14 protein-coding genes are annotated in these 12,781 nt (G+C 32.7%); all 14 read left to right on the forward strand.

The features are described from left to right. Nucleotides 1–17: 17 nt before the first annotated feature. The 14 genes from B5X62_RS07590 (at nt 18) to B5X62_RS07655 (ending at nt 12,753) form a co-directional block, all read left to right on the forward strand. Complete coding sequence (locus tag B5X62_RS07590; RefSeq protein WP_079666819.1) at nt 18–1,151, forward strand: glycosyltransferase; 1,134 nt, start codon at nt 18–20, stop codon at nt 1,149–1,151. Further along, nucleotides 1,132–2,169 (forward strand): polysaccharide biosynthesis protein, encoded by a 1,038-nt coding sequence (locus B5X62_RS07595; protein WP_079666820.1) that lies wholly within the window; start codon nt 1,132–1,134, stop codon nt 2,167–2,169. The genes B5X62_RS07590 and B5X62_RS07595 overlap by 20 nt, the downstream gene beginning before the upstream one ends. Nucleotides 2,170–2,193: 24 nt before the next feature. Next, a complete protein-coding gene (locus tag B5X62_RS07600; RefSeq protein ID WP_079666821.1) occupies nt 2,194–2,604 on the forward strand; it encodes a WxcM-like domain-containing protein in 411 nt (136 codons plus the stop codon). Then, on the forward strand, nt 2,604–3,722 hold the full coding sequence (locus B5X62_RS07605; protein WP_079666822.1) for a polysaccharide biosynthesis C-terminal domain-containing protein: 1,119 nt from the start codon (nt 2,604–2,606) through the stop codon (nt 3,720–3,722). Before B5X62_RS07600 ends, B5X62_RS07605 begins: the two co-directional genes overlap by 1 nt. Before the next feature lie 7 nt (nt 3,723–3,729). Next, nucleotides 3,730–4,848: a glycosyl hydrolase family 28-related protein gene (locus B5X62_RS07610; protein WP_159447638.1), complete on the forward strand. Its 1,119-nt coding sequence runs from the start codon at nt 3,730–3,732 to the stop codon at nt 4,846–4,848. Beyond that, on the forward strand, nt 4,848–5,987 hold the full coding sequence (gene wecB / locus B5X62_RS07615; protein WP_079666824.1) for a non-hydrolyzing UDP-N-acetylglucosamine 2-epimerase: 1,140 nt from the start codon (nt 4,848–4,850) through the stop codon (nt 5,985–5,987). The genes B5X62_RS07610 and wecB overlap by 1 nt, the downstream gene beginning before the upstream one ends. 2 nt (nt 5,988–5,989) lie before the next feature. Next, nucleotides 5,990–7,213 (forward strand): glycosyltransferase family 4 protein, encoded by a 1,224-nt coding sequence (locus B5X62_RS07620; protein WP_079666825.1) that lies wholly within the window; start codon nt 5,990–5,992, stop codon nt 7,211–7,213. Then, nucleotides 7,213–7,803, forward strand: coding sequence for a GNAT family N-acetyltransferase (locus tag B5X62_RS07625; protein ID WP_079666826.1), 591 nt, complete (start codon nt 7,213–7,215; stop codon nt 7,801–7,803). The genes B5X62_RS07620 and B5X62_RS07625 overlap by 1 nt, the downstream gene beginning before the upstream one ends. Then, complete coding sequence (locus B5X62_RS07630) at nt 7,800–9,017, forward strand: DegT/DnrJ/EryC1/StrS family aminotransferase (protein WP_079666827.1); 1,218 nt, start codon at nt 7,800–7,802, stop codon at nt 9,015–9,017. Before B5X62_RS07625 ends, B5X62_RS07630 begins: the two co-directional genes overlap by 4 nt. Then, nucleotides 9,017–9,607, forward strand: coding sequence for a sugar transferase (locus B5X62_RS07635; protein ID WP_079666828.1), 591 nt, complete (start codon nt 9,017–9,019; stop codon nt 9,605–9,607). The genes B5X62_RS07630 and B5X62_RS07635 overlap by 1 nt, the downstream gene beginning before the upstream one ends. Before the next feature lie 21 nt (nt 9,608–9,628). Further along, nucleotides 9,629–10,174, forward strand: a complete 546-nt coding sequence (gene rfbC / locus B5X62_RS07640) for a dTDP-4-dehydrorhamnose 3,5-epimerase (RefSeq protein ID WP_079666829.1) — start codon at nt 9,629–9,631, stop codon at nt 10,172–10,174. Between the two features lie 66 nt (nt 10,175–10,240). Further along, a complete protein-coding gene (rimO, locus tag B5X62_RS07645) occupies nt 10,241–11,542 on the forward strand; it encodes a 30S ribosomal protein S12 methylthiotransferase RimO (protein WP_079666830.1) in 1,302 nt (433 codons plus the stop codon). Nucleotides 11,543–12,081: 539 nt separating this feature from the next. Continuing rightward, nucleotides 12,082–12,456, forward strand: coding sequence for a septal ring lytic transglycosylase RlpA family protein (locus B5X62_RS07650; RefSeq protein WP_079666931.1), 375 nt, complete (start codon nt 12,082–12,084; stop codon nt 12,454–12,456). Nucleotides 12,457–12,504: 48 nt separating this feature from the next. Next, the gene (locus B5X62_RS07655; RefSeq protein WP_245797171.1) at nt 12,505–12,753 is read left to right on the forward strand and encodes a hypothetical protein; all 249 of its coding nucleotides are present in this window, start codon (nt 12,505–12,507) and stop codon (nt 12,751–12,753) included. The last annotated feature ends 28 nt before the right edge of the window (nt 12,754–12,781 follow it).

The raw sequence follows: 12,781 nt of genomic DNA on the forward strand, positions 1-12,781 counted from the left end.
TAATAAGATTGTAAAGTATGAAAATATTAATTGATAATTCTAATCTAGTTGCGGGTGGTGGGATACAGGTAGCGATTTCATTTCTTAAAGATTTAATTACTTTAGCTCATGATGATCAATATATTGTTGTGCAATCTCATTATATTGCAAACGCTATTAATAAAGAAGACTTTCCTACCAATTTTAGTTTTTATAATCTAGATAAAGAAACTGATAAGTCCAAAAGTAAGAAAATAAAGTTTCTCAAAAATTTTGAAAATAAGGTGTCTCCTGACATTATTTTTACTGTTTTTGGGCCATCTTATCATAAAAGTAATTTTCCAAAAGTTGTAGGTTTTGCAATTCCATATATTATATATCCAGAATCTCCATTTCTTAAAAATATTTCCTTAAAAGAAAAAATATATTATAAGTCTCTTGATGTTTTGAAAACATATTGTTTTAAAAAATATTCTGACGCTTTAATTTTTGAAACTGATAATGCAAGAGAAGTATTTGTAAAAAAGAAAAATTATAAAAAAGCGACTTATACAGTTAGTAATACTTTAAATGAAGTATTTTATAATAAGCAAAATTGGAAAAAAATTGATATACCACAACTTGATCTAACCAATGCAAATATACTTTGTTTAACAGCAAATTATGCACATAAAAATCTGGCTATAATTCCTAAAGTCATTGATGCTTTACAAAAAATTGATCAAGACTTTAAATTTAAATTTTATATAACCTTAGAGCAGCAAGATATTAATTTCCCCGAAGAGTACAATAGTTATATTGTCTTTATTGGAAAGATAGAACTATCAAATATTCCCTCACTTTATCAACAGATGAATATTATTTTCATTCCGACATTATTGGAAGTTTTCTCCGCAACTTATCTAGAAGCAATGTACATGGGAAAGCCTATTGTTGCGTCAGATATGCCATTTTCAAGAGATATATGTAAAGATAATGCTTTGTATTGTGCTCCTCTGAAGGGTGAGGAATATGCTAAAGCAATCTATAATTTGAAAAAAGATAAAACTTTAGAAAAAATACTAGTTAAAAAAGGTTTGGAAAATGTTAAGAATTTTGGAACAAGTATGGACAGAACTTTGTCATATTTAGATATTTTTAAAAAAACACTATATGCAAGCAATAAAAAATAAAACACTTTTGATAACAGGTGGGACAGGTTCTTTTGGGACAGCTGTTCTTAACCGTTTTTTGGCAACAGATCATTTTAAAGAAATTCGCATTTTTTCTCGTGATGAGAAAAAACAAGATGACATGCGTAACCTTTATAAAAATGAGAAAATAAAATATTACATTGGCGATGTACGAGATTATGCATCAGTAGAACCAGCAACTCGTGGAGTAGATTATATTTTCCATGCTGCAGCGTTGAAGCAAGTTCCTTCTTGTGAATTTTTCCCAATGCAAGCGGTAAAAACGAACGTTGAAGGTACGCAAAACGTTATTCGTGCGGCTGCATCTAACAAAGTTCAAAAGGTAATTTGCCTTTCTACCGACAAAGCAGCTTATCCAATCAATGCCATGGGGATTTCCAAAGCAATGATGGAAAAAGTAGCAGTTGCAGAAGCAAGAAACTTAACTGACACTGTGGTTTGTTTAACACGTTATGGTAACGTTATGGCATCTCGCGGTTCGGTGATTCCTTTATTTTTGAATCAAATTCAGAAGGGAGAACCTATCACGATTACAGATCCTAATATGTCACGATTTTTCATGTCTTTGGAAGATGCTGTAGATTTGGTATTATTTGCGTTCGAAAATGCTAATCCAGGTGATTTATTTGTGAACAAAGCACCAGCTGGAAGTATTGGAGATTTAGCTAAAGCATTAATCGAAATGACGGGTAAAGAAGTTCCTGTTAAAATAATTGGGACACGTCATGGCGAAAAATTGTATGAAACCCTTTGTACAAGAGAGGAAATGATGAAAGCCGAAGATATGGGTGATTTTTATCGTATTCCAGCTGACAACCGTGATCTTAATTATGCGAAATACTTCTCCGAAGGTGAAGAAGATGTTTCTAAAATTGAAGATTATCACTCACATAATACAGAACAACAAGGTGTTGAAGGTCTTAAAAAATTAATTTCAACTTTACCGTTAATCCGTAAAGAGATTTTTGGTGAGGATGTAATGCAATATCCATATTAATTTTAAATTCGAAATTTCAAGAATATGATTTTTGAAGGTAAAAAACATAAGGATGAGAGAGGAATTATCACATTTAATAATGAATTTGATACTTCTGAAATCAAACGTATTTACACCATAGAGAATCATTCTTTAGATTTTGTTCGAGGTTGGCAAGGGCATAAAGTTGAACAACGTTGGTTTGCCGCAATGAAGGGGGAATTTGAAATTTCCCTGATTGAAATTGATGATTTTGATCAGCCTTCGAAAGATTTAAAGATTTCGAAATATCAATTGAATGACGAATCCTTAACTTACCTACATATTCCTTCTGGACATATTACCGCTATTCAGGCAAAAAAAGAAGGATGTAAATTGTTGGTTCTTGCAGATTATGCCTTGGGTGAAATCCAAGATGAATATAGGTTTGCATTAGATTATTTTAAAAACGAATAATGAAAAAAATAGGAATTACAGGACAAAATGGTTTCGTAGGGAAGCATTTATACAATACTTTAGGTTTATTCCCAGAAGAATTTGAAAGAGTAGATTTTCAAAAAGAATTCTTTGAAGATGAAACCAAGCTTGATGAATTTACATCAAAATGTGACGTAATTGTTCATTTAGCAGCAATGAATCGTCACGAGTCAGAACAATTTATTTATGAAACTAATGTCGGTTTAGCTAGACAATTGGTTGAATCTTTAAAAAGAACAAATTCTAAAGCTCATGTTTTAATTTCTTCTTCAACACAAGAAGAACGTGATAATCTTTACGGAAAGTCAAAACGTGAAGGTCGTGAAGCCATTGTTAATTGGGCAAATGAGGCTGGTGGAAAAGTAACAGGGCTTATTATTCCAAACGTTTTTGGTGCGTTCGGAAAACCCTTCTACAATTCATTTATCGCGACGTTTTGTCATCAATTAACGCATGGTGAAACACCAACAATTGCTAACGATGGCGAGGTTAAGCTAATCTACGTTCAAGAATTGGTGATGACGATTGTTAATGAAATTCGTTCAGAGAAAAATCAACCAGAATTGTTTGTTGAGCCCACTGCAACTAAAAAAGTTTCTGAAGTTTTAGCTTTATTAAATGATTATAAAACCAAATATTACGACGGTGGTGAAATTCCAGTTTTAACGGATAAATTCGAACATAATTTATTCAATACTTATCGTTCGTACATTGATTATAAAACGCATTTTCCAGTTAAATTCACACAACATACAGATCCAAGAGGAGCTTTTGTAGAGGTGATTCGTTTGGGAATTGGCGGTCAATGTTCATTCTCGACAACGGTTCCAGATATCACAAGAGGAAATCATTACCACACGCGTAAAATTGAACGTTTCGCAGTGATTAAAGGAAAAGCTTTAATTCAATTAAGAAAAATTGATACAGATGAAGTTCTTGATTTTTACTTAGACGGAACCGAACCTGCTTATGTGGATATGCCAATTTGGTATACGCATAATATCAAAAACATAGGAACTGAAGATTTATATACTATTTTTTGGATTGATGAACCATTCAATCCTGAAGATGCAGATACTTATTTTGAAACTGTTTAAACTTAGAATGATGAAATTTTTATTTTGTTTTATGTTGTTATGTTCTTCAATTAGTATTTTTGCACAAGATGCAAATGTAGAAGAAACAATTTTGGCGGCCGATCTTTCTCCAATGACAGATTCAAAAGTTGATAATATTGTTTATTATAAAAAAAATGGAAAATATTATAAACGAAATACTGACTCGGGTTATAATGTAAAGTGGTTTGGGGCTGTAGGTAATGGAATAGTTGATGATGCTTCTGCTATTCAAAAAGCTTTAGAATATATTAAAAAAAGCTCTCCACTACAAAATATTACAAATGGATGGAATTATGGAGGTGGAAAATTGTATTTGCCTGCTGGTAAGTATAAAATTTCTAAAAAGATACTTATCCCAGATAATATTACAATTGAAGGAGCGGGAACCAATTATACTTTAATTATCTCTCAAGTTCCAACAGCTTTTTCAAATGTAACAGGAATTCAAAATGGGAAAGATTATATAATGAGTCAATCCATTAACATCAAAAAATTATTTGTTAATGGAGGTGGTATTGAATTAATAGGAGCTTATGATTCAACCGTTGAAAGTGTAAAAGTCTTTAATACAGAATTGGGAATTGATGTTTCTTCGGCTATCAATTTGAAGATTAGAGATGTTCAGGTTTTAAATTGCAAAAAAGGAATTGTTTTAAGAGGGGATTTAGGTTCAGGGCCGTCTACAAGTACATATTTAGATAATGTCTGGGTCGCCCACTGCTCGGTAGTAGGATTGAGTATTACTGCGGAAAATTATAAGTTAGTAACACATAGTATTCGCAATTCAATTTTTGAATACAATGGTTTGGGAGTTCAAATTACAGGAGATGTTGAGCAAATTTTATTTGACAATATCCATCTTGAGGGAAATAAAGACAAAAACTTTAGAATTTCAAATAATGTTCAAGGATCTTTCAAGAATGTTTGGACAGATTCCTCAGAAACTTATATTAGTGGAAGTAAAAGTACGGCGTCTAAATTATATTTTGAGAATTTTAATGATCAGATCACTGTTGATCCGTCTTTTCAAGGTGAAATCATTGGAAACTTATTTGTTAAAAAAGTAAATGTTTCTAAAAACATTAAATTTAAAGTTTTAAACTAATGCAAAAACTAAAAGTAATGACGGTTGTGGGTACACGACCAGAAATCATAAGATTATCAAGAGTATTAATGGCTTTAGACAATTCTGAAGCTATCGAACATACGATAGTCCACACCGGACAGAACTACGATTACGAGTTAAACCAAATTTTCTTTGAAGATTTAGGTCTTCGTAAACCAGATTATTTCCTAGAAGCTGCGGGAAAAACAGCTACTGAAACGGTTGGAAATATCTTAATTAAAATTGATCCTCTTCTGGAAGAATTGAAACCCGATGCATTTTTGGTTTTAGGAGATACCAATTCTTGTTTATGTGCAATTCCCGCTAAGAAAAGACATATTCCGATTTTCCACATGGAAGCTGGAAATAGATGTTTTGACCAACGCGTACCTGAGGAAACGAATCGTAAAATTGTAGATCATACTTCGGATATTAACTTAACCTATTCGGATATCGCGCGCGAATATTTGTTGAGAGAAGGTCTTCCTGCGGACAGAATCATCAAAACGGGTTCTCCAATGTTTGAAGTTCTGAATCATTATTTGCCAGAAATTAAAGCATCTAATGTTTTAGAAAAACTGAATCTTGAAAAAGGAAAATTCTTCGTTGTGTCTTCTCACCGTGAAGAAAATATTAATTCAGAGAAAAACTTCCGAGGATTAATGACTTCTCTAAATATTATTGCAGAAAAGTATCAGTATCCAATTATTGTATCTACGCATCCACGTACGCAAAACATGATTGACAAGATGCAAATCGAGATGCGTCCAGAAATTCAGTTTCTTAAACCTTTGGGTTTCCACGATTATAATGCTTTGCAAATGCATGCGTATGCATGTCTTTCAGATTCAGGAACAATTTCTGAGGAATCTTCTATTCTTAACTTCAGAGCATTAAATATTCGTCAAGCGCATGAGCGTCCAGAAGCGATGGAAGAAGCATCTGTAATGATGGTAGGGCTATCACCAGAACGTATAATGCAAGGTTTGGTGCAGGTTTTACAACAAAAAGTAGGTGAGGAAAGAAACTTCCGTCCAGTTGCAGATTATTCGATGCCGAATGTCTCTGAGAAAGTTGTTAGAATTATTATTTCTTACGCAGATTATATCAAAAGAACAGTTTGGTCGGAGGAAATATAAGTATGAGTAACAGACTGTTTTATGTAGCGCAATACTTTACACCAGAGCCTTATCTTAAGGATATTAATTTTATTAAATCTCTTAAAGATAAAGGTTGGGATCCTGTCGTTATCACAGGATTTCCAAATTATCCGAAAGGTGAAATATATTCTGGCTACAAAAATTCTGTATTTAAAATTGAAGAAATGGAAGGCATCAAGGTGATACGTACCTATACCTATGCCGATCATAGTCTTAATGTTTTTAAACGCATACTTAACTATTTATGTTTTGGGATTTTAGCATCTTATGCTATTTTTAAGTTCGGAAAAAAAGAGAGTTTTTATTACGTTCTACAATCTTCTCCGTTTGTAATTTTTACTGCTTGGACAGTTAAGCTTTTCAAATCGAAGTCTAAAACGTTACTTGATATTCAAGATGTATTTCCAGAAAATATACGAGTGTCTGGTGTTATAAAACAAGGATGGATTATTAATATTTTAGATTTTATCTTGAATAATTTTTATTATCGCTTTTTCGACTTTTTTGTAACAGTGTCAAATAGTTTTAATAAAATTGTACAATCCAAAGGTATTTCCAAATCTCGGGTGTTAACTTTGTATAATTGGTCTATGGTTGAAGCTGATGGTACTACTTCTAGTGATAATTATCAATTTGCAGGAAATTTTTATAACATTGTCTATGCAGGCAATATTGGTGTACACCAAGGTCTATCTTTGCTTACAGATGCTTACAAGCTAGTTCAAGAAAAATATCCTAAAATTAAATTTCATTTTTTTGGAGATGGTACTGATTTTGAAGCGTTGAAATCGAAATTAAAAGAGAAGCAAATTCATAATGTAGAACTTCACGGAAGAGTTTCAAGTACTGAGATCTCAAAGTACCTCAATGCTGCAGACTGTCTTTTTTTACATTTAATTTCAGATCCCATTTATGAATCGATTATTCCATCAAAACTCCAAGCTTATGTAGAGGTCGGCAAACCTATTCTTGGTGGGATACAAGGTGAAGCTGCCGAACTTGTAAGTGCGAATAATTTAGGAGAAGTTTTTAACTCGGAAGATAATAATGCAATGTTAAAAGCTATTGAGGTTTTGTATAATATGGACGCTTCAACTATTGAAAAGATACTTAATAATAGTAAACAACTCTATGCTGATGACTTTTCGAGAGCAGCTGGGGCAACAAAAGTAGATAATTTTTTAAAACAGAATATTGTCAATTAATGAATACAAGACTAGCAACTAGTAAAGATTTACATCAAGTTGTTGATATACATCTGGATCGTTTTCAAAGTTTTTTCCTAAGTAGCTTAGGGAAAATTTTTTTAATTGAGTTCTATCGTGGGTTCCTTAAAAGACCTGGATTGTTGTTGGTATTAGAAGATGAAGGTAAAGTTGTTGGTTTTGCAGCGGGCAGCTATGATAATAATTCATTTTTTAAAAAGCTTTTGAAGAACAATTTATTTGGCTTCGCAAAAGCAGGATTTGTGATATTATTCAGTAATCCACTCGCTTTAAAAAGATTAAGCTCAAATGCTAGCAAATCTAGCCAAGAAATGCTTAATTTTGCAGAATTGTTAAGTATCGCCACCATTTCTAATAAAAAAGGATATGGCAAAATTCTTTTGTCTGCCTTTGAAACGATTCTTAAAAATGATGAAAATTTTGAACTACCTATTTCGCTAACGACAGACGTTGTTGGTAATGAAAAGGTAGTGCAATTTTACAAAGATTCTGGTTATCAAATTCACAATGAATTTGAAAGTTATAATGCCAGAAAAATGTATAGATTTATTAAAAAAACAAAAATATGAAAATTCCCTTTTCTCCACCATTTGTGGATCAAGATGTTATTAATGAAGTTGTAGATACATTAGAGTCTGGTTGGATTACAACAGGCCCTAAAGTTAAAGCTTTAGAAGAAGAAGTATGTAAGTTGACACATGCGCCTAGAGCTTTAGCTGTTAACTCATGGACGTCTGGAGCTATCCTTATCCTTAAATGGTTTGGTGTTAAAGAAGGTGATGAAGTTATTGTACCAGCATATACATACAGCGCAACAGCTTTGGCAGTTTTGCATTGTGGTGCAACGCCTGTGATGGTTGATGTTAAGGATGACTTTACTATCGATCCTGAAAAAGTAAAAGCTGCTATTACTAGTAAAACTAAGGTTATTATGCCAGTAGATATAGCTGGCCTTCCTTGTGATTACGATGCAGTTAATGATATTGTTAATGATCCTAGTATCAAAAACTTATTCACCGCAACTTCTGAAAATCAAGAAAAATTAGGTCGTATTTTAGTGTTATCAGATGCTGCGCATTCTGTTGGTGCTTTGTATAAAGATAAGCAGACCGGTGTTTGGGCAGATATTACGATTTTCTCTTTTCATGCGGTTAAAAATATTACTACTTCGGAAGGTGGTGCAATTTGTATTAATTTACCAAAACCATTTGATAATGACGCCGAGTATGCTACTATGCGTCTTTGGACACTTAATGGTCAAACTAAAGATGCTTTTACAAAATCGCAAGGTGGTGGAAGTAGCTGGAAGTATGATATTGTTTTCCAGGGTCTAAAGGTTAACATGCCTGATGTTTGCGCAGCAATTGGTTTGGCACAGATTAGAAAATATACTTCGCAATTAATGGAAGAAAGAAAACGTGTTGCAGAGCGCTATCATAGTTTTTTTTCACAGAAAAACTGGGCGCAGCTTCCTATTATAAAAGATAGTGATAGAACATCATGTTATCACCTTTATGCACTTCGTATGAATGATATTACGGAGGAACAAAGAGATAAAATGATGGAGCATATCGCTGATAAAGGCGTATCTGTTAATGTGCATTTTATCCCAATGCCAATGTTGACATTGTTCAAGGATTTAGGCTATAATATTGAGAACTATCCAGTAGCTTACAATAATTATTCTAGAGAGATTTCTTTACCGATTTATCCTCAGTTAACAGACGCTGATGTAGATTATATTTGTAATGTTATTGAAGAAGCTTATCAAAAAGTAATTTAATGAAAAGATTTTTTGATATTATATTTTCATTAGTTGGGATAATTGTACTTATCCCAATTTATTTAATTATAGCCATCGCAATCAGCATAGATAGCAAAGGAGGAGTTATATACCGTCAAAAACGTACAGGTAAAGGCGATATTCCTTTTGATGTTATGAAGTTTCGAACGATGCGACCAGACTCTTTTGCAAAAGGCGCTTTAACGGTCGGTGATCGTGACCCACGAGTTACCAAAGTTGGCTATTTCCTGAGAAAATATAAATTGGATGAACTTCCTCAATTGTTTAATGTGCTGTTCGGAGATATGTCTTTTGTTGGTCCTCGTCCCGAAGTAGAAAAGTATACTAGACTTTATAATCAGGAACAAAAAAAAGTATTATCTGTACGACCTGGGATAACAGATTATGCATCAATTAAGTATCGAAACGAAAGTGAATTACTAGCAAAAAGTGATGATCCTGAGAAAACTTATATCGATGTAATTATGCCTGAAAAACTCAATATCAATCTAGCTTATATTAAAGATAATAGTGTTTTTAAAGATGTGAAAATTATTTTTGAAACATTTTTAGCAATTATTAAAGATTAATCTAATCACATTTAAATATTTATGAAAATTAAAGATACCCCACTTAAAGACTGTTATATTATCGAACCAACAATTTTTGAGGACGATAGAGGTTATTTTTTCGAAAAATTTAATGAAAATAAATTCGAAGAATTAACAGGAATGAATGGGCATTTTGTTCAAGATAATATTTCTAAATCATCCTATGGTGTTCTTCGTGGACTTCATTTACAAAAAGGAGAACATGCACAAGCAAAATTGGTGTCATGTTTAGAAGGTAAAGTTTATGATGTTGCAGTTGACCTTAGAAAAGATTCTCCAACTTATGGCAAATGCTTCGGTATTGAATTAACTGCCGAAAATAAACTTCAGCTGTACGTTCCGAGAGGCTTTGGTCACGGTTTCTCAGTGTTAAGTGAAACAGCCGTTTTTTCTTACAAATGTGATAACTTTTATAACAAAGAATCCGAAGGTTCTGTATTATGGAACGATAAAGACCTTAATATAGATTGGCAATTGCCCGAGCAAGATGTCGTTTTATCAGAAAAAGACAAGATTTCTCCAACTTTTCTTGAAGGAAATTTTTAAAGATATTAAAGAACCAAATTTTGGTTCTTTTTTTATTCCTAAATTTGCAAACTCAAATTCTTAATAATGCGTACAAAATCAACAGGTAAAAAGAAAATTAATATAGTAACACTAGGTTGTTCTAAGAATGTCTACGACTCCGAAGTTCTTATGGGACAGCTGCAAGCTAATGGCAAAGAGGTTGTTCATGAAGATAAAGGTGACATCGTTGTTATCAACACTTGTGGATTTATTGACAATGCCAAAGAAGAATCTATTAATACGATTTTGGACTATGTTGAAGCAAAAAGTAGAGGCGAGGTAGAGCAAGTTTTTGTGACGGGATGTTTGTCAGAGCGTTACAAACCGGATTTAATTCGTGAGATTCCTGATGTTGATCAATATTTTGGGACGCGTGACTTACCTATTTTGTTGAAGCACCTTGGTGCTGATTACAAACACGAATTAGTGGGCGAACGTTTAACGACAACGCCAAAGCATTATGCATACCTTAAAATTTCTGAAGGTTGCGACAGACCATGTTCGTTTTGTGCCATTCCTTTAATGCGTGGAGGACACGTTTCTACACCGATAGAAAAGTTGGTTGAAGAAGCTTCCAAATTAGCTAAAAAAGGAACTAAAGAATTAATTCTTATTGCTCAAGATTTGACTTATTACGGTCTTGATATTTATAAAAAACGTGCACTTGGCGAATTATTAAAAGAACTAATCAAGGTTGACGGTATCGAGTGGATTAGATTGCATTACGCTTTCCCATCAGGATTTCCGGAGGATGTTTTGGATATTATTCGTGAGGAACCGAAAATCTGTAACTATATAGATATTCCTTTACAACATATCAACTCAGATTTATTGAAGTCTATGAAGCGTGGTACAACGCATGAAAAAACCGATGCGCTTTTAGCAAAATTCCGTGAGAAAGTGCCTGATATGGCCATTCGTACGACTTTAATCGTCGGATATCCAGGTGAGACGGAAGAGCGTTTTCAAGAATTAAAAAACTGGGTTAAAGAGCAGCGTTTTGACCGTTTAGGTTGTTTCACTTATTCGCATGAGGAGAATACAATGGCGCATGTACTGGAAGATGACATACCACAAGAGGTGAAAGAAGCGCGTGTGGAAGAAATTATGGAGATACAATCGCAGATTTCTTGGGAGAAGAATCAGGAAAGAATTGGAAAGGTTTATCGTTGTATTTTCGATCGTAAAGAAGGAAATTACTTTGTTGGACGTACCGAGTTTGATTCTCCAGATGTTGATAACACAGTGTTAGTCGAGGCTACGAATACTTATATATCGATTGGTGAGTTTGCGGATGTTAAGATTACATCGGCTGAAGAGTTCGATTTGTATGGTGAATTAGTTTAGTTTTAAAACCAAATAAACACAAAACCTTGAGACTTCCTCAAGGTTTTTTTATGCTCAAATTTTCGTTTTTCTTAAATTTTGTCTGTTTTTGACTTAAGTTGTTGTAAATCAATATTTTATCTGTTTTAAATGTTTGTAAATTTTAATATTTTAAAGTATTGATTGTTATTTGATATTATTTTTACGAATATGATAATATTTTCATCTATTTTAATTTTTGAATTTTTTATAAAACAGCTTCAGATTTATTATATGTTTAAAATTATGAAATTCATAATAAATATTAAAAAGCCTTATTTATCAATGCTTTAAGCAGATTTTAAGCTTTTCTTAATATTAAATTTTCTTTTAAAAATTAACAAAATCAAGATAAAATTAACATTCTTTAACAATCTTTGAAAATGACTGTAAATAAAAGACTTAGAGCTTGTGTTAATTTAATTTTAACATAATTTTAAGACTTGTCGCCCTCGAATTTGCTGCTTGAGGTCATTTCGAGATAACTTTGCGGAGTCAAAACAAATAAAAAAATGTTCAACATGATGAAAAGATTCATTCTAGTAATCATAATGATGATTTCAACACTTGGTATTTTCTCTTTTACTTACAAGAGTGATGCCACAGATGCTAAAACAAGTTTTGCATCGTACTACCACGATAAGTTTGAAGGTAGAAAAACAGCAAGCGGTGAGATTTTCGATAACGACGACCTTACAGCTGCTAACAGAACAATCCCATTTGGGACAAAGGTGAAAATTACGAATCTTCGTAATGGTAAAAGCGTAGTGGTAAGAATTAATGATAGAGGTCCTTTTACAAAAGGTAGAGCGTTTGATATGTCGAGAGCAGCCTTTGAAGAGATTGGTAGCCTATCAGCAGGTCATCTTCCAATCGAATATGAAATTGTCGATTAAGATTAAAAATTTTAGTTAGTAAGAAAAAGCATCTATAACAATTGGGTTATGGATGCTTTTTTTATTTTTACACAAATTATTAATATGTTCAGTATCGAAGACGAGTTTCAAGAATTTAAACAAGAATTAGAAAAATTGGGTATTCAGGTTCTTAAAATCCAAAAAGTTGGTAATGGCAGTATGTCTTTTCATGAAGTGACTTACAAATCGCCACGTTATAACGAAGAGAAAAAAGTCTTCGTAGAACGCCACAAACTTGACGAACTTTTAAGCGATTTTAAAAAAGCTTATGCTTAGATAGTGATTTTATTTAATAAGGAATATT

Origin of the sequence: Soonwooa buanensis, assembly GCF_900167905.1 — a bacterium.
Taxonomy (GTDB): domain Bacteria; phylum Bacteroidota; class Bacteroidia; order Flavobacteriales; family Weeksellaceae; genus Soonwooa; species Soonwooa buanensis.